Raw genomic sequence first — 17,008 nt, forward strand, 5'->3', positions numbered from 1 at the left:
AGCCGGAATTGCGATCGATCAACAAGCGATGAAAGGGAAGCGTCTTTTCATCGCGCATGTCGAATGCCAGCGTATGGCTGCATTCGGCTATCCGATATCGAAATATTCAGAGGTTAATTACCATGGCAGCTATCAGTGCATCTATGGTCAAGGAACTGCGTGAGCGTACCGGTCTTGGCATGATGGAGTGCAAGAAGGCCCTCACGGAAGCCGATGGTGACATCGAAAGGGCCATCGAGGATCTGCGCAAGAATTCCGGTCTCAAGGCCGCCAAAAAAGCGGGTCGCACCGCCGCCGAAGGTGCTGTCGTGACTCGCGTGGCCGAGGACGGAAGCTTTGGTGTGATGGTCGAGATCAACTCCGAGACGGACTTCGTTGCACGGGATGACAACTTCAAGGACTTCGCCGAGAAAGTGCTGGCCAAGGCCTTCGATACGAAGTCCGACGATGTCTCCGCCATCATGGATGGCGAGATGGAAGAAACCCGCCAGCGGCTGGTGCAGAAGATCGGCGAGAACATCTCCGTGCGGCGAGCCACGGTTGCCGATGCCCCGGCGGACGGCGTGGTCGGCGAGTATGTCCACGGTGGGCGTATCGGCGTGTTGACTCTGCTCAAGGGTGGCAATGCCGAGGTGGCCAAGGACGTCGCCATGCACGTGGCCGCGATCAACCCTGCGGTAGCGCGCCCGGAGCAGATGCCTCAGGAACAGCTCGACAAGGAAAAGAGCATCATCATGGCTCAGCCGGATATGGCCGGTAAACCCGAGCAGATCGCCGAGAAGATGGTTCAAGGGCGTCTCAAGAAGTACCTGGCCGAGAACAGCCTGACTGAGCAACCTTTCGTCAAGGACCCCAACACCACCGTGGCAGAGTATGCCAAGGCCAATGGTAGTGAGGTCGTCGATTTCATCCGCTTCGAAGTGGGTGAGGGTATCGAGAAGGAAGAAGTCGACTTTGCCAAGGAAGTCATGGAACAGGCCCGTCGCAGCTGAGGCCTGATATCCCGTTGTTACGATGGCGTGCGCGCAAGCGCACGCCATCCTGTATCCAGCCGCCAAGTCGTCACCACATTACACCAGTCCGCCATCTTCAGGAGACTCAATATGCCTGCCACTGCCTCGCGTAATGCCAAGTCGAAGTACAAGCGGATCTTGCTCAAGCTCTCGGGTGAGGCATTGACCGGCGATGCCGAGTTCGGTATCGATCCCAAGGTGCTGGATCGCATGGCGTTGGAGATCGGGCAATTGGTCGGTATCGGTGTTCAGATCGGTATCGTGATCGGTGGTGGCAATTTGTTTCGCGGCGCGGCGCTGCATGCCGCGGGTATGGAGCGAGTGACCGGTGATCACATGGGTATGCTGGCGACGGTAATGAATGCCCTGGCGATGCGTGATGCCCTCGAGCGCTCGAATATCCGTTCCCGGGTCATGTCCGCCATTCCCATGAGTGGCGTGGTCGAGCATTATGATCGGCGTACCGGTATTCGCTATCTCACTTCCGGCGATGTGGTCATCTTTTCCGCCGGTACCGGGAACCCGTTCTTTACGACTGATTCCGCGGCATGTCTGCGAGGTATCGAGATCGATGCGGATGTGGTAATCAAGGCAACCAAGGTCGATGGTGTCTATGATCGTGATCCGGTCAAGTATCCGGACGCGGTCAAATACGATCGTCTGGGTTACGACGAAGTACTCGATCAGAAACTGGGGGTCATGGATTTGACCGCCATTTGCCTGGTACGGGACCATGACATGCCGGTTCGCGTGTTCGACATGACCAAGCCTGGCGCCCTGCTGAATCTAGTAGTGGGTGGCAAGGAAGGTACGCTGATAGACAGAGGTTGAAATCGTGATCAATGACATCAAGAAAGACGCTGAAAAGCGTATGCAGAAAAGCCTGGAATCGTTGCAGACCAATTTCCACAAGATTCGTACCGGGCGCGCTCATCCCAGCATTCTGGATGCAGTGACCGTAGAGTATTACGGCTCGCAGATGCCGCTCAATCAGGTGGCTAGCGTCAACGTCGAAGATGCCCGCACCCTGACAGTGACGCCTTGGGAAAGGCCTATGGTACCCAAGATCGAGAAAGCGATCATGACCTCCGATCTGGGGCTCAATCCGGCCACGGCGGGCAACGTGATTCGAGTGCCGATGCCTCCGCTGACCGAGGAAACCCGCAAGAGCTATATTAAGCAGGCGCGGGCCGAGGCAGAGAACGGGCGGGTTGCCATACGCAACGTGCGCCGCGATGCCAATGGCGACATCAAGGCACTGCTCAAGGAAAAGGAAATTTCCGAGGATGACGAGCATCGCGCCGAGGATGCCATTCAGAAGCTGACCGATAAGTATGTTGCGGAGATCGATAAGCTTCTGGAATCCAAGGAACACGACCTGATGCAGGTCTGAGCGGTGGCGAACGGCTGATTCGTCGTTCGTGTTCATTTCTCCGTGCGAGCTATCATGACGTCACCGCAATCTCCTAACGTGCCGAATCATGTCGCCATTATCATGGATGGCAACAACCGCTGGGCTCAGTCCCGGGGGCTGTCCGGCATACGTGGCCATCGTGCTGGCGTCGAGCCGGTACGCGCCGTCATCCGTCGTGCCGCGCAACGCGGCGTGAAAGTCTTGACCCTGTTTGCCTTTTCCAGCGAGAACTGGAAACGCCCTGCAGTCGAGGTCAATGCGCTGATGGAGCTGTTTCTGATGGTGCTCAAGCGTGAAGTCAAGAAGCTTCACGACAACGACATCCGTCTGACCATCATTGGCGAGCGCGACGCTTTTTCCCGATCGATTCAACAATATGTCGAGCGCGCTGAGACGCTGACCCGACACAATCAAGGTCTGCATTTAATCGTTGCCGCCAACTACGGTGGTCGTTGGGAAGTGACCAGCGCCGCCAAACGCCTGGCTCAACGGGTCGAGAACGGCGAGTTGAGCGCTGCGGATATCGATGAACAGCGTCTGGATGCTGAAATCGCTTCAGGCGGTGCGCCAGCGGTGGATCTGTGCATTCGAACCAGCGGCGAACAACGCCTCTCCAATTTCCTGCTATGGCAGCTAGCCTACTCTGAGCTTCATTTCTCACCATTGATGTGGCCGGACTTCGGCGCCGATGCCTTCGATGAAGCAGTGGATGATTTCCTACGCCGTCAGCGGCGCTTCGGCATGACCCAAGAGCAAATAGAGGCCCAAGGTGCTTAGACAACGTGTGTTAACGGCGCTGGTACTCATTCCTTTGGCGTTACTAGGATTGTTTGGTCTCAGTGGTGTCGGATTTGCCCTGTTTACTGCAGTCGTGGTGCTACTGGCTGCCTGGGAATGGGCCAATTTATCTGGATTTTCCCGCACCCTGCATCGATTGGTATACGTTCTGGCGATAGCCCTGGTCATGCTGATCGGCTGGCATACGCATGTCGCTATGGCTGCGTGGCCGCTATGGCTTGCGTTGCTCGGATGGCTGGTAAGCTTTTACTGGGTGGCGACGTATCCTGACAGCATCAAACAGTGGTCTCGACCATGGCTACGTCTGCTGGTGGGACTTTGGGTGCTGCTACCCTGCTGGATTGGATTCGTACAGCTACGCTTGAGCGGCGCCGAATGGCTGCTTTATGTACTGCTGATCGTATGGTTTGCAGACGTCGGCGCCTATTTTGCCGGGCGTCGCTATGGGCGACGCAAATTGGCACCCAGGGTGAGTCCAGGCAAGTCTTGGGAAGGTGTCTATGGTGGCATGATTGCTACCGCCTTTCTGGCCGTCGGTTTTTCCATTTTCCTCGAGCTGGGCGCTGCTGGCGGCTTAGAGTTGATGGTAACGACGGTGATAGTGACACTGGTGTCGGTACTTGGAGATCTGCTTGAAAGCATGTTTAAACGAGTGCGAGGCATCAAGGATTCCGGTGATCTGCTTCCTGGCCACGGGGGTGTGCTCGATCGTATCGACAGTCTTACCGCCGCGGTACCACTGTTCGCGCTATTGCGCTTGTGGGGATGAAATGAGTGAGACGCGATGAACAGTGAAGCCCTCCCGCGAGTGCAGACGGTGACCGTGCTCGGCGCCACGGGTTCTATCGGCAAGAGCACTCTCGATGTGCTGGCGCGTCATCCGGATCGCTTTCGGGTGCATGCATTGACGGCCTCTACCAGCAGTGCAGCCTTGCGAGATCAATGTCTGATTCATCGTCCGGCATTGGCGGTGCTGGCGAATGATCGCGATGAAGCCTGGTTGCGTGCCGAGTTTAAAGAGGCCGGTCTTGAGATCGAAGTCCGCTCTGGCGAAGCGGCGCTGGTGGAAGTGGTCGAAGCGGCGGAAGTGGACGTGGTGATGGCCGCTATCGTCGGCGCCGCCGGTCTGCTGCCGACACTAGCAGCAGTTCAGGCCGGCAAGCGCGTGCTACTGGCCAACAAAGAAGCGCTGGTCATGTCCGGCGCTCTGTTCATGCAAGCCGTAGCGCATCACGACGCCGTACTTTTGCCTATCGATTCCGAACATAATGCCATCTACCAGTGTCTACCGTCGGATCGCCGTAATGGTCTGGCCGGTATGGGTGTCACACAGCTATTGCTGACTGCTTCCGGCGGTCCGTTTCGTGGCTGGAGTGCCACCCAGCTGAGCGCGGTTACGCCAGAGCAGGCCTGTGCTCACCCCAACTGGTCCATGGGTCGGAAGATCTCCGTGGATAGCGCCACCCTGATGAACAAGGGGCTTGAGTTGATCGAGGCATGCTGGTTGTTTGAGGCGCGGCCGGAACAGATTGAAGTCGTCGTGCATCCACAAAGCGTGATTCACTCCCTGGTAGCCTACAGCGACGGTTCGGTCATCGCCCAGTTGGGCAATCCGGACATGCGTACGCCGATCGCTTTCGGCCTGGCCTGGCCGGAGCGAATCAATGCGGGGGTGGAGCGGCTTGATCTGTTCAAAGTGGCGCAACTCGATTTCGAGCCGGCAGACGAAGCGGCATTTCCCTGTCTGAGTTTGGCTCGGGATGCGATGATTGCCGGCGGTACGGCGCCTGCGCTGCTCAACGCGGCCAATGAAGTAGCTGTAGCGGCGTTTCTCGATCGACGGCTGAGCTTTGCCGGTATTGCAGAAACGGTCGCGGCAGTGCTCGATGCCTGTGACGTAGTGGCCGCAAATGAGCTGGACGTGATTCTTGACGAGGATAGTCGTGCGCGGCGTGTCGCCGAGCGATATCTGACACGCTGACCAGAGAGGAATGCATATGAGCGTGATACAGAACGTGCTGGCGGTCATCGTGGTACTTGGATTGCTGATCACTTTCCACGAGTTCGGTCACTTTTGGGTAGCGCGCCGCTGTGGTGTCAAAGTGCTGCGTTTCTCCGTGGGGTTCGGTAAGCCGCTATGGTCGCGATTCGATCGTCATGGCACCGAGTTTGCCGTTGCCGCCATTCCCCTGGGCGGCTATGTCAAGATGTTGGACGAGCGTGAAGCGCCGGTAGCTCCCGAGGAGCAGCATCTGGCATTCAATCGCAAGAATGTCTGGGCCCGTATCGCCATCGTCGTGGCCGGGCCGTTGGCCAATTTCATACTGGCAGTCGTGGCTTACTGGCTGCTGTTCGTCGTGGGTACCACCACCATCGCGCCGGTGATCGGCGAAGTGGCGCCGGATTCACCGGCGGGCCGAGCCGGTTTGAGTTCAGGTCAGGAAATCGTGGCGATCCAGGATGATCCGACCCGCTCCTGGGAAGACGTCAATCTCGAACTGATATCCCGCATTGGCTTCAACGGTACGCTCGAAGTTGCAACCTGGGATGGCGAAAACAGCGCAGTGCGCAGCCATCAGGTTCAGGTCACCGATTGGCTGGCTCGTCAAGACCCGCCGCAGCCCCTGGGAAGCCTGGGCATCGAACCATGGCGACCGGACATTCCACCAGTGCTGGGCCAGGTACTCGAGGGAGAAGCTGCTGCTCAAGCTGGTCTTGAGACCGGTGATCGTATCGTCGCACTCAATGACGCGGATGTGACCAGCTGGATGGATTTTGTCGAAACCGTGCGAGCAAGGCCCGGTGAAGCCTTGTCGCTGCGCATCGAGCGAAACGGAACGATCCAGGAGCTTACCCTGACACCTGGCCAGCGCGACGTTCAGGGCGAGACGATGGGCTACATTGGCGCTGGCGTCGAAGCGGTCTCCTGGCCCGAAGAGTATCAGCGCGAAATTCGTTATGGCGTATTGGCTTCCGTAGGACGTTCCCTGGAGCGCACGGCGGACATGACCGTCTTGACCCTGGATTCGATCCGCAAGATGTTCGTAGGGCTGATCTCGCCTTCCAATCTTTCCGGACCTATCACCATTGCGCGTATCGCGGGTGACACCGCCCGCAGCGGTCTCGAGAGCTTCATCAGCTTTATGGCGTATCTATCCATCAGCCTCGGTGTGCTCAACTTGTTGCCGATACCGGTGCTCGATGGCGGCCACTTGCTCTATTACCTCATTGAAGCCGTACGTGGCAGGCCGGTGTCCGACGCGGCCCAGGCAGTCGGGCTGCGTATCGGCATGGCCATGGTCGGCACCTTGATGCTGATGGCAATTTATTTCGATTTAATGCGTCTGTGACGGACGTATCCATAACGGTGGCGCTCTTGGCGCCCCTCGTCCCGTGGCAATCTCCTGACGAGCAGTATGACGACGCTTGTCAGTTACCCCGGGAAATGTATAAGGTGCCTGTTCAGCGAGCCGGCGGAACAACTCGAGCGAAGCGATTGCATGAAATTTAAGACCATCGGATTGGCGTTAGCACTGACATTAAGCACCCAAGCGGTTCTGGCAGATGAGTTCACCGTCTCCGACATTCGTGTCGAGGGACTTCAGCGGGTTTCGGCGGCATCGGTATTCAATGCCTTCCCTGTGAGCGCCAACGAACGTGTGGACGAGCGGGAGCTGGCGGCGGCTGCCAAAGAACTGTTCGCCACCGGATTGTTTGACGACGTGCAGCTGGAGCGCGACGGAGATGTGCTGATCATTCAGGTAAAAGAGCGGCCCTCCATCTCCCGCATCGAAATCGACGGGAATTCCCAGGTTGCCGACGAGGATCTGCGTAAAGGCATGGCAGAGGCAGGGCTGGCGGAAGGCCAGGTATTGCAGCGTGCATCCCTGGATGAAGTACAGCGCCAACTCGAGCAACTCTACCATTCCCAAGGGCGTTACAGCGCCAGTATCGATACCTCCATCGAGCCGGTCGATCGCAATCGAGTTCAGGTCAACATTGAGGTCAATGAAGGTGCGGTCGCGAAGATTCGCCAGATCAATATTGTCGGTAATCAAGCGTTTTCTGATGAGACGTTGCGGGATTTGATCGAGCTTGAGGATAGCCCGGGTTGGTTCTTCGGCTGGTTCTCCGACGATGAATACTCTCGGGAAAAACTTTCCGGTGACTTGGAAACCCTGCGCTCTTACTATCTCGATCGCGGTTTCGTCAACTTCAACATTGCCTCGACTCAAGTCGCGATCAGTCCGGATAATTCAAAGATCTTCGTGACCGTGAACGTGGATGAAGGGCAGCGTTATCGTATCGGCAATATCGATTTCGCCGGCGATTTGACGCTACCCGAGCAGAAAGCGCGCTCACTGGTCACCACTTCGAGCGGTGATATCTATTCGCGCAGTGCGCTTACCAACTCTGCCGAAGCATTACGGCAGAAGTTGGGCGCCGAAGGCTACGCTTTTGCCAACGTAGAGAGTATTCCGGAGGTGTCTGAGAACGGTGATACCGTTGATGTGACCTTCTTGGTGGAACCGGGACGCCGTGCCTATGTACGGCGTATCAGTTTCGAAGGCAATACCACGACTCAAGATGAGGTATTGCGTCGAGAGATGACCCAGATGGAAGGGGCCCCGGCCTCCACGGATCGTATCAGTCAGTCCAAGCAGCGTCTGGAACGCCTTGGCTTCTTCCGTCAGGTCGATGTAGAGACACGCCCGGTAGCGGGGGAATCGGATCAGGTCGATGTCACCTACAATGTTGAGGAGCAGCCTCGGGCTCAATCTCGGCAAGTGTCGGTTACTCCCAGAGCGCCGGGGTCATCTATGGTGCTTCTCTGGCCCAGAAGAATTTCCTGGGTACCGGCAATCAAGTCAATGTGGGAGCTCAGAAGAGTGATACCTTCACCAGCGTGAATTTTGGTTTCACCGATCCCTACTGGACGTTGGACGGTGTCTCTCGGGGTTACAATCTGTTCTATCGTGAGACCGATTACGAAGACTCCGACATCTCGACCTACTCCACCGACTCCTTCGGTGGCAGTATCGATTTTGGCTATCCGATCAACGAATTCAGCCGTCTCAATTTTGGTGTCGGGCTTGAAGACTTATCCATCGAGACTTATCGGGACACTCCTGCGGAAATCGTTCAGTACACTGATACCCAAGGTGAAGATGCGACGAGCTACAAGCTCACCGCCAGCTGGACGCGCAACAAGCTCAATCGGGGCATTATGCCGACCGCAGGTAGCTATCAGCGCGTGTCACTTGAAACCGCAGTGCCGGGTTCCGATGCTGAGTACTACAAGATGCGCTATCGCGGTCAGAAACTGTTTGAGTTGAACTCTGACTGGTCACTCAAGTTCGGCACCGAGTTGGGTTATGCGGATAGTATCGGTAACGATCCTTATCCATTTTATGAGAACTTCTATTCCGGCGGTCTGGGTTCGGTGCGCGGTTTCACCGCCAATACGCTGGGACCCAAGACCACCGCCAGTAATTTTGGTGACGACGACACCCTCGGCGGCAACGTGTTGATCGAAGGCACCGTCGATCTGATTTATCCCTTCCCTTGGGTTGAGGATCGGCGTTCGCTGCAGACCAGCGTATTCTTTGACGCGGGTAATACGTTCCTGACGGACTGCTACGCCGTACCGGATGGCGTCACGTCGAGCTGTGAAAGCGGCGTGGATCTTGGTGATCTTCGTTACAGCGTCGGTCTGGGTCTGAACTGGTTGACGCCGGTAGGGCCGCTTACCTTTAGTGTGGCCCAACCGCTCAACGATGAAAGCGGAGACGACACTCAAACTTTCCAGTTCTCGCTCGGTCAGACGTTTTAGGCTGGCGAGGTGCAACGAAGGTAAAGAATAAGCATCTTGAGAACGACGGTACGTCATGACGACGCATCTTCGTTCTCGCTTCGAGCGGACGATAATCCTGCCCTGCGCCGGTGAGTCTACCAGGATCAAATCGTCAACTGACATCGGGCGTCGCAGGACTGGCATGCAACCATGAACAAAACCAACGGCCTTTCTTTTTCGCTGGCTGATCTGGCCGAACGCCTCGGAGCGACTCTCGTCGGCGATGGCGAGCAGTGCATCAGTGGACTCGCTACCCTGAGCGATGCGGGGCCTGCCGATATTAGCTTTCTGGCTAATAGGGCGTATCTCAAGTATCTCATGAATACCCAGGCTGCAGCAGTCCTCCTGCATCCGGCTCACGGAGCTGACTGTCCTGCCGAGACAGCACGACTTGAGCTCGATAATCCCTATTTAGCCTATGCTCAGCTCTCACGGCTCTTCGATCCCTTGGCGATGCAGGCCTCCTCCGGCATTCATGCCACGGCGTTCGTCGCCGAGGATGTAATCCTTGGGCATGATGTCGAAGTCGGTCCTCATGCGGTGATAGAGGCAGGTGTCCGGTTGGGCGATAATGTCGTCGTTGGCGCTGGCAGTGTCGTCGGTCAGCAATCCATCATCGATGCCGATTCACGACTGCACGCCAATGTGACGGTTAGCCATGGCGTCGTCATTGGAAAACGAGCAATCTTGCACAGCGGTTGTGTCATCGGTGGCGATGGCTTCGGCTTTGCTCACGACGGTGGCTGCTGGCACAAGATCGCCCAACTGGGGGGGGTCGTGTTGGGCGATGATGTCGAGGTGGGAAGCTGTTCGAGTATCGATCGGGGCGCGCTGGATGACACTCTCATCGGCAACGGTGTCAAGATCGATAGCCAGGTACAGATAGCGCATAACGTGCATATCGGCGATCACAGTGCTCTAGCGGGTTGTGTAGGAATCGCAGGTTCGACCCGGGTAGGGCGTCATTGTATGCTTGGCGGCGGTGTAGGGCTTTCCGGTCATCTCACGCTATGCGATGGCGTACAGATCACCGGTATGAGTCTGGTGACCAACTCCATTACCGAGCCAGGTGTCTATTCTTCCGGAACTGGTGCCATGAGCAATGGCTTATGGCGCAAGAACGCCGTGCGTTTCAAGCAACTTGACGATATCGCAAAGCGCGTGGCACGACTCGAGCGCGGCAAGCGGAGCGAGTAATCGGCTGCTAGAGATCACATATGGCGCTATAATCCATCGCCGACCCCGGCCGTCCCTAGATCGCCAAACGATGCCTGTTCGTCATGAGTAGGCATTACGCACTTTTAGAGGTTGCATCGATGGTAATGGACATCAACGAGATCCGAGAATATTTGCCCCACCGCTATCCGTTCTTGCTGGTGGATCGGGTCGTGGAGCTAGGGTTGGGCGAAATAATCGTCGCCTACAAGAATGTCAGTATCAATGAGCCGTTCTTCAACGGTCATTTTCCGCATCATCCGATCATGCCCGGTGTCTTGATCATCGAAGCAATGGCTCAGGCTTGCGGTATTCTCGGTTTCAAGACGGTCAACAAGCTGCCTGCGGATGGCTATGTCTATTATCTGGTAGGCAGTGACAATGCACGCTTCAAGCGTCCCGTCATGCCTGGTGATCAGTTGCGCCTGGAGGCACGAGTAATTCGTGGCAAGCGGGGTATCTGGAAGTTTGCCTGTCGCGCCACCGTCGATGGCGAACTGGCCTGCGAAGCAGACATAATCTGTGCCGAGAGGAAGGTCGCTTGATTCATCCTAGTGCCATCGTTGATCCCGATGCACGTCTAGCCGACGATGTTGAAGTGGGCCCGTTCACCGTCATTGGTCCGCAGGTGGAGATCGGTGCCGGTAGCCGAATTGGACCCCATGTGGTGATCAAGGGGCCGACTCAGTTGGGACGCCGTACGCGCATCTTTCAGTTTGCTTCGGTGGGTGAAGATTGTCAGGACAAGAAATACGCCGGTGAGCCGACGCGTCTGGAAATGGGTGACGACAATATCATTCGCGAAGGAGCGACGCTGCATCGCGGCACCGTTCAGGATCGGGGTGTGACTACCATCGGCAGTCGTAACCTGTTCATGGCGTATACCCATGTCGGTCACGACTGTGTGATTGGCGACGATTGTATTCTTGCCAACCAGGTTACTCTGGGCGGGCATGTTTGGATCGGTGACTCCGTCATCTTGGGCGGGCTGGTCGCGATCCATCAGTTTTGTCATGTGGGTGAGCATGCCATGTGCGGTGGCGGCTCCATCGTGACCAAGGATGTACCTGCCTACCTGATGGTCAACGGCCATCCGGCCCAGGCTCATGGCCTGAATTTGGTCGGACTGAAGCGCCGTGGTTTCTCTCGGGAAGTATTGCATGCACTGACCGACGCTTACCGGATCGTTTATCGTCAAGGGTTGACCCTGGAACAGGCGCTCGATCGGCTCGATGCGAAAGAGACCAGGCCCAAAGAGGTCGATACCTTCATGGCGTCCTTGCGAGCCTCTACCCGAGGGATCACGCGCTAAAGATGCGTGTCTATCTCGTAGCCGGCGAGCTGTCCGGTGACATTCTCGGTGCCGGATTGATGCGGGCGCTCAAGGCGCGGAAAGATGATATCGAGTTTCGCGGCATTGGTGGTCCACGCATGATCGCCGAGGGGCTTGAAAGCCTTTATCCGTTGGAAACCCTGTCGGTGATGGGGCTCGTCGAAGTCATCAAACATCTGCCTGAGCTCATCAAGGTGCGGCGTCATCTCAGGCGCGATGCCTTGGCTTGGCCCCTGGATGTCATGATCGGCATCGATGCGCCGGATTTCAATCTAGGGCTCGAGCGTCAGCTGCGCGGGCAGGGCATTCCGACGGTTCACTATGTCAGCCCATCGGTGTGGGCTTGGCGCCAAGGCCGGGTCAAAGGTATCTCGAAATCCGTAGACGCCATGCTGACCTTCCTACCTTTTGAAGCGGCGTTTTACGAACGCCACCGGGTACCGGTCGCCTTCGTTGGACATCCCCTGGCGGATGATATGCCGCTAATTAACAAGCGTGATGCGACTCGCCGTGTTCTGGGATTGACCCCGGACGTGCCGCTGCTGGCCATTCTCCCAGGCTCTAGAGCCAATGAAATCCGCTTTCTGGGAACGACCTTTTGTGATGCCGCTGAACGCCTATGCGAGCGTGTGGACGACCTGCAACTGGTGATTCCCGCCGCTTCCCCACAGCGACGCGAGGAGCTGGAAACATTACTGACGGACTATCCGCAGTTGAGTCATCGCACACGTTTATTGGATGGCCAATCACGAGAGGCCATGATTGCAAGCAACGCCGTGCTGCTGGCCTCCGGCACGGCGGCCTTGGAGGCGATGCTGTGCCATCGGCCCATGGTAGTGGCCTATAAGATGGCGCCAGCGACCCACTGGCTAGCGCAGTACCTGGTCAAGACAAAATGGATCTCACTGCCCAATCTGATTGCCCAGGAAACCCTGGTACCTGAGCTGATTCAGCAGGCAGCGACCCCGGAAGCCATCGCCGATCATCTGGCAGTCTGGTTCGAAGATACTGAGGCCTGCCGTGCGCTGGAAAAACGCTTCGCGGAAATGCATGCGGCTCTTCAGCGTGGCGCCAGCCAACGTGCAGCGGAGGCGGTGATTGCGGTGGCCGGTAGGCAGCCCCTTCCTACGCATCTGCTGCCCCAGATGTCAGAGGATAGCTCATGACAACCGGGGCAAGTCGAATGACTAAAAGGACATCGACCAGCCGAAAACGCAGTGATGCCAAGGCGTTTCCTCCCCTGATCACCGACTATGTGGGGGAGCGTCTGGCTGGCGTCGATGAGGTTGGTCGTGGCCCCTTGGTGGGAGCAGTCGTCGCCGCAGCGGTAATTCTCGATCCGCGGCGCCCCATCACCGGCCTCGGTGACTCCAAGATGCTTACCGAAAAACGCCGCCTGGCTCTGGATGCCACTATCCGCCATCAGGCGCTGGCCTTTGCGGTGGCGGAGGCAACGTCTGCAGAAATCGATGAGCTCAACATCTATCATGCGACGCATCTGGCCATGCGCCGAGCCATCGATGGTTTGCAAATTGCGGCCGAGTATCTGCTGGTGGACGGCAATCGTCTGCCCGGGCATCATGTTCCCGGACAGGCGGTGATCAAGGGCGATGCCCGCCATCCGGCGATTGGCGCCGCATCGATTCTGGCCAAGGTGGCCCGGGATGCGCAGATGGTGGCACTCGATGAACGCTTTCCTGACTATGGGTTTGCACGCCACAAGGGCTACCCGACCCCCGAACACCTGGCGGCCCTGGCCCGGCTCGGACCGCTGCCGGAACATCGCCGTTCCTTTGCGCCGGTGAGAAGGCAGCTCGATATCCTCTAGACGCAGCGCTGTACAGCGTCGACTTCATGCTTTGCAACGAGTTCGATTTATGACTACCCCCTTCGTCCATCTTCGCGTGCACAGCGAATACTCTCTCGTCGACGGCCTGGTGCGCCTGAAATCTCTGGTCAAGGCGACCTTTGATGCGAAGATGCCCGCGGTCGCCCTAACCGACGAGGCCAACCTATTTGGCTTGGTCAAAGTCTACAAGGCGGCTCAGGGGGCCGGCTTAAAGCCAATCATCGGCGCCGATCTGTGGCTCGAGAACCCTCACGATGCGGATCATCCTTACCGGCTAACCCTGCTGGCGATGGACAGCGAAGGCTATCGTAACCTCACCGAACTGATTTCCCGAGGCTGGATGGAAGGCCAGCGCCAGGGGTTGGCGATCTTGAAGAAGGCCTGGGTATTCGAGCAAAACGCAGGGCTCATCGCGCTTTCCGGAGCCCGAGAAGGCGAGATCGCGCGTTTTCTGCTGGCGGGTCACGAAAACGATGCCGACACGTTGCTCAGGGAGTGGCAAACGTATTTCCCGGATCGCTTCTATCTGGAACTGCAGCGTACCGGACGCCAGTACGATGAAGAGTGCGTGCATTTGTCGGTGGCCCTGGCGGCTCGTACCGGTACGCCGGTGGTGGCTACCAACGATGTGCGCTTTGTTTCTCGGGAGGACTACTGGGCCCATGAAACCCGAGTCGCCATCGGCGAAGGCAAGGCCCTGGACGACCCGCGCCGGGAGAAGCGCTATAGCGAGGAGCAGTATCTCAAGAGCCCGGCGGAGATGGCGGAACTGTTCGCCGATATTCCCGAGGCCTTGGAAAACAGCGTGATGATCGCGGCACGTTGTAATGTCGAGGTGCGCCTGGGCGAGATATTCCTGCCGGAGTTCCCCATTCCGGACGGCATGTCCCTGGAGGAGTACTTTCGCAAGATTTCCCATGACGGCCTGACCGAACGCCTCGATCAGCTCTTCGAAGGCGCCAGTGCGATCTACGCCGGTCGTAATCGTGCCGAACACGAACCCGCCTACCGCGATCGTCTGGATTTCGAGCTCGATATCATCATCAAGATGGGTTTCCCCGGCTACTTTTTGATCGTCATGGACTTCATTCAGTGGGCCAAGGACAACGACGTGCCGGTAGGGCCGGGGCGGGGCTCCGGCGCCGGTTCGCTGGTGGCTTACGCCCAGAAGATCACCGATCTCGACCCTCTGGAGTACGACCTGCTGTTCGAGCGCTTCCTGAACCCGGAGCGTGTCTCGATGCCGGACTTCGACGTCGACTTCTGCATGGAGAAGCGCGACAGCGTCATTGACTACGTCGCCGAGCGCTATGGTCGCGACGCGGTCTCCCAGATCGTCACTTTCGGCACCATGGCCGCCAAGGCGGTGGTGCGCGACGTGGCCCGCGCTCAGGGCAAACCCTATTCCCTGGGCGACAAGCTTTCCAAGCTGATCCCGTTTGAGGTCGGCATGACCCTGGCCAAGGCTCATGACCAGGAAGAGGGTCTGCGGGATTATCTGACCGGCGACGAAGAAGCCAGGAAATCTGGGACATGGCGCTCAAGCTCGAGGGCATTACCCGGGGCACCGGCAAACACGCGGGTGGGGTGGTGATCGCCCCGACCAAGCTCACAGATTTCTCGCCGCTTTTATGCGACGAAGAGGGCAACGGCTTGGTGGTGCAGTTCGATAAGAACGATGTCGAGGAGGCAGGACTGGTCAAGTTCGACTTCCTTGGCCTGCGCACCCTGACCATCATCGACTGGGCCTTGGAGATGGTGGATACGGTGCGGGCTCGGGACGGCGTTGGACCGCTGGACATCACTAGCATTCCGCTGGACGATGCGCCGACCTTCGCCATGCTCAAGAAAGCCGAGACCACCGCGGTCTTCCAGCTCGAATCCCGGGGCATGAAGGAGCTGATCAAGCGCCTGCTGCCGGACTCATTAGAGGACATGATCGCCTTGGTAGCACTGTTCCGCCCGGGGCCGCTGCAGTCCGGCATGGTAGACGACTTCATCAATCGTAAGCACGGTCGCGCGGAGCTGTCCTACCCTCATCCGGATTACCAGCACGACTGGCTCAAGCCGGTGCTCGAACCCACCTACGGCGTCATCCTCTATCAAGAGCAGGTGATGCAGATCGCCCAGGTGCTGGCAGGCTACAGCCTGGGTCAGGCGGACATGCTGCGCCGCGCCATGGGCAAGAAGAAACCCGAGGAAATGGCCAAGCAGCGTGCCGGCTTCCTGGAAGCTGCGCCGCCAACGGCATCGAGGAGAATCTCGCTGGTAACATCTTCGATTTGGTGGAGAAGTTCGCCGGTTACGGCTTCAACAAGTCCCACTCCGCGGCCTACGGGCTAGTCTCCTACCAGACCGCCTGGCTCAAGACCCACTATCCCGGGCCTTTCATGGCGGCGGTGCTGTCCACGGAGATGGACAACCTGGACAAGGTGGTACCGCTGATCGAGGAATGCCGAAACCTGGGGCTGACGGTGACACCGCCGGACGTCAACATGGGCAGCTACAAGTTCACCGTCGATACCGAGGGTCGGGTGGTCTACGGGCTGGGCGCAATTCGTGGCGTCGGCGAAGGGCCGATCGGCGCCATCGTCGAGGCCAGAGGCGAGGGCCGCGAGTTCGCCGACCTGTTCGATTTCTGTCGTCGCGTCGATGCCAAGCGCTTGAACAAGCGTACCCTGGAGGCACTGATCCGCTCCGGGGCGCTGGATAATCTGGGGCCATCTCGGGCAGTGTTGACCGCAGCCCAGGAAGATGCGCTCAAGGCCGCTGCGCAAAGCTCGACCAATGCAAGCCTGGGCATGATCGACATGTTCGGCGAGGCCTTCGCCGAACCCGAGGTTGGTGATGGCTATCAGGCCTATCGCAATGCCCGGGAGTGGAGCGACAAGCAGCGTCTGGCCGGCGAGAAGGACACGCTTGGACTCTATCTGACCGGTCATCCTATCGATGAATACGAGGCGGAGCTTGCTCGCTTCGTCTCGACCCGCATTCGCGATCTCAAGCCGTCTCGCGAACCGCAGCGGGTCGCCGGGCTGGTGGTGGCAATGCGCACCATGAAGTCCAAGCGCGGCGATACCATGGCCTTTGTTACCCTGGATGATCGTACCGGGCGCATCGAGGCATCCCTGTTCGGTGAACTGTTCGATCAGGTGCGGGGCTCTTTGGCGCCGGATCAGGTGCTGATCGTCGAGGGCGAGGTGCAAAGCGATGATTTTTCCGGTGGTCTGCGGCTGCGGGGCAAGGATATTACCCTGATGGTGGATGCCCGAGCTCGTTATGGGGAGGCGTTGGAGCTATCCGTGGATGGGCGGCGCCTCAACGGTCGTTTCATTTCCAGTCTGCGGGATAGTCTCGTCCCTTGGCGAAACGACGCGGGTCTGCCGGTACGGGTCAGATATTGCAACGCCGAAGCCAGCGGCTGGCTGGAACTGGGAAGCGACTGGAAGGTATCGCCCGCTGACGAGCTTATGATTGCGCTGCGGGAGGTCGAGGGGCAGGACGGAGTGCGTCTGAAATACCGGGGATGACC

General features: G+C 58.1%; 14 protein-coding genes and 2 pseudogenes. All 16 read left to right on the top strand.

Annotated features, from left to right (window positions below):
- Window positions 1-122: 122 nt before the first annotated feature.
- On the top strand, window positions 123-992 hold the full coding sequence (gene tsf, locus CH74_RS04930) for a translation elongation factor Ts (protein ID WP_048306354.1): 870 nt from the start codon (window positions 123-125) through the stop codon (window positions 990-992).
- A 111-nt stretch (window positions 993-1,103) separates the two neighbouring features.
- On the top strand, window positions 1,104-1,844 hold the full coding sequence (pyrH, locus tag CH74_RS04935) for a UMP kinase (protein WP_048306357.1): 741 nt from the start codon (window positions 1,104-1,106) through the stop codon (window positions 1,842-1,844).
- A gap of 4 nt (window positions 1,845-1,848) precedes the next feature.
- Window positions 1,849-2,406 (top strand): ribosome recycling factor, encoded by a 558-nt coding sequence (gene frr / locus CH74_RS04940; protein WP_048306358.1) that lies wholly within the window; start codon window positions 1,849-1,851, stop codon window positions 2,404-2,406.
- Between the two features lie 54 nt (window positions 2,407-2,460).
- Window positions 2,461-3,204, top strand: a complete 744-nt coding sequence (uppS, locus tag CH74_RS04945) for a polyprenyl diphosphate synthase (protein WP_048306359.1) — start codon at window positions 2,461-2,463, stop codon at window positions 3,202-3,204.
- Window positions 3,197-3,994: a phosphatidate cytidylyltransferase gene (locus CH74_RS04950; RefSeq protein ID WP_048306361.1), complete on the top strand. Its 798-nt coding sequence runs from the start codon at window positions 3,197-3,199 to the stop codon at window positions 3,992-3,994. Before uppS ends, CH74_RS04950 begins: the two co-directional genes overlap by 8 nt.
- 15 nt (window positions 3,995-4,009) lie before the next feature.
- Window positions 4,010-5,206, top strand: a complete 1,197-nt coding sequence (gene ispC / locus CH74_RS04955) for a 1-deoxy-D-xylulose-5-phosphate reductoisomerase (protein WP_048306364.1) — start codon at window positions 4,010-4,012, stop codon at window positions 5,204-5,206.
- A 16-nt stretch (window positions 5,207-5,222) separates the two neighbouring features.
- Window positions 5,223-6,575, top strand: coding sequence for a sigma E protease regulator RseP (gene rseP / locus CH74_RS04960; protein ID WP_048306366.1), 1,353 nt, complete (start codon window positions 5,223-5,225; stop codon window positions 6,573-6,575).
- Between the two features lie 150 nt (window positions 6,576-6,725).
- A pseudogene (gene bamA, locus CH74_RS04965) lies at window positions 6,726-9,058 on the top strand (outer membrane protein assembly factor BamA).
- Window positions 9,059-9,229: 171 nt separating this feature from the next.
- Entirely contained in the window at window positions 9,230-10,276 is a 1,047-nt protein-coding gene (gene lpxD, locus CH74_RS04970) for a UDP-3-O-(3-hydroxymyristoyl)glucosamine N-acyltransferase (protein WP_048306367.1), read from the top strand.
- Window positions 10,277-10,395: 119 nt separating this feature from the next.
- Window positions 10,396-10,839, top strand: a complete 444-nt coding sequence (gene fabZ / locus CH74_RS04975; RefSeq protein WP_048306369.1) for a 3-hydroxyacyl-ACP dehydratase FabZ — start codon at window positions 10,396-10,398, stop codon at window positions 10,837-10,839.
- Entirely contained in the window at window positions 10,836-11,606 is a 771-nt protein-coding gene (lpxA, locus tag CH74_RS04980) for an acyl-ACP--UDP-N-acetylglucosamine O-acyltransferase (protein WP_048306371.1), read from the top strand. Before fabZ ends, lpxA begins: the two co-directional genes overlap by 4 nt.
- 2 nt (window positions 11,607-11,608) lie before the next feature.
- Window positions 11,609-12,793 carry a lipid-A-disaccharide synthase gene (lpxB, locus tag CH74_RS04985; protein ID WP_048306372.1) on the top strand — a complete coding sequence of 395 codons (1,185 nt, stop codon included), beginning with the start codon at window positions 11,609-11,611 and terminating at the stop codon, window positions 12,791-12,793.
- A 17-nt stretch (window positions 12,794-12,810) separates the two neighbouring features.
- Window positions 12,811-13,455, top strand: coding sequence for a ribonuclease HII (gene rnhB / locus CH74_RS04990; RefSeq protein ID WP_048306414.1), 645 nt, complete (start codon window positions 12,811-12,813; stop codon window positions 13,453-13,455).
- Window positions 13,456-13,504: 49 nt separating this feature from the next.
- A pseudogene (gene dnaE / locus CH74_RS19370) lies at window positions 13,505-15,135 on the top strand (DNA polymerase III subunit alpha); the annotation flags it as partial.
- A gap of 96 nt (window positions 15,136-15,231) precedes the next feature.
- Window positions 15,232-15,819, top strand: a complete 588-nt coding sequence (locus CH74_RS19375; protein WP_253272954.1) for a hypothetical protein — start codon at window positions 15,232-15,234, stop codon at window positions 15,817-15,819.
- Complete coding sequence (locus CH74_RS19380; RefSeq protein ID WP_253272955.1) at window positions 15,762-17,006, top strand: OB-fold nucleic acid binding domain-containing protein; 1,245 nt, start codon at window positions 15,762-15,764, stop codon at window positions 17,004-17,006. Before CH74_RS19375 ends, CH74_RS19380 begins: the two co-directional genes overlap by 58 nt.
- Window positions 17,007-17,008: the final 2 nt, after the last annotated feature.

This window comes from Halomonas sp. PR-M31 (assembly GCF_001039575.1).
In the GTDB taxonomy this organism is placed as follows: Bacteria; Pseudomonadota; Gammaproteobacteria; order Pseudomonadales; family Halomonadaceae; genus Modicisalibacter.

Bases quoted from the DNA above. Each gene is read 5' to 3' on its own strand.
- CH74_RS19375 (WP_253272954.1), top strand. From the start codon at position 15,232: ATGGTGGATACGGTGCGGGCTCGGGACGGCGTTGGACCGCTGGACATC.
- lpxB (WP_048306372.1), top strand. From the start codon at position 11,609: ATGCGTGTCTATCTCGTAGCCGGCGAGCTGTCCGGTGACATTCTCGGT.
- tsf (WP_048306354.1), top strand. From the start codon at position 123: ATGGCAGCTATCAGTGCATCTATGGTCAAGGAACTGCGTGAGCGTACC.
- ispC (WP_048306364.1), top strand. From the start codon at position 4,010: ATGAACAGTGAAGCCCTCCCGCGAGTGCAGACGGTGACCGTGCTCGGC.
- rnhB (WP_048306414.1), top strand. From the start codon at position 12,811: ATGACTAAAAGGACATCGACCAGCCGAAAACGCAGTGATGCCAAGGCG.
- fabZ (WP_048306369.1), top strand. From the start codon at position 10,396: ATGGTAATGGACATCAACGAGATCCGAGAATATTTGCCCCACCGCTAT.
- lpxD (WP_048306367.1), top strand. From the start codon at position 9,230: ATGAACAAAACCAACGGCCTTTCTTTTTCGCTGGCTGATCTGGCCGAA.
- pyrH (WP_048306357.1), top strand. From the start codon at position 1,104: ATGCCTGCCACTGCCTCGCGTAATGCCAAGTCGAAGTACAAGCGGATC.
- rseP (WP_048306366.1), top strand. From the start codon at position 5,223: ATGAGCGTGATACAGAACGTGCTGGCGGTCATCGTGGTACTTGGATTG.
- uppS (WP_048306359.1), top strand. From the start codon at position 2,461: ATGACGTCACCGCAATCTCCTAACGTGCCGAATCATGTCGCCATTATC.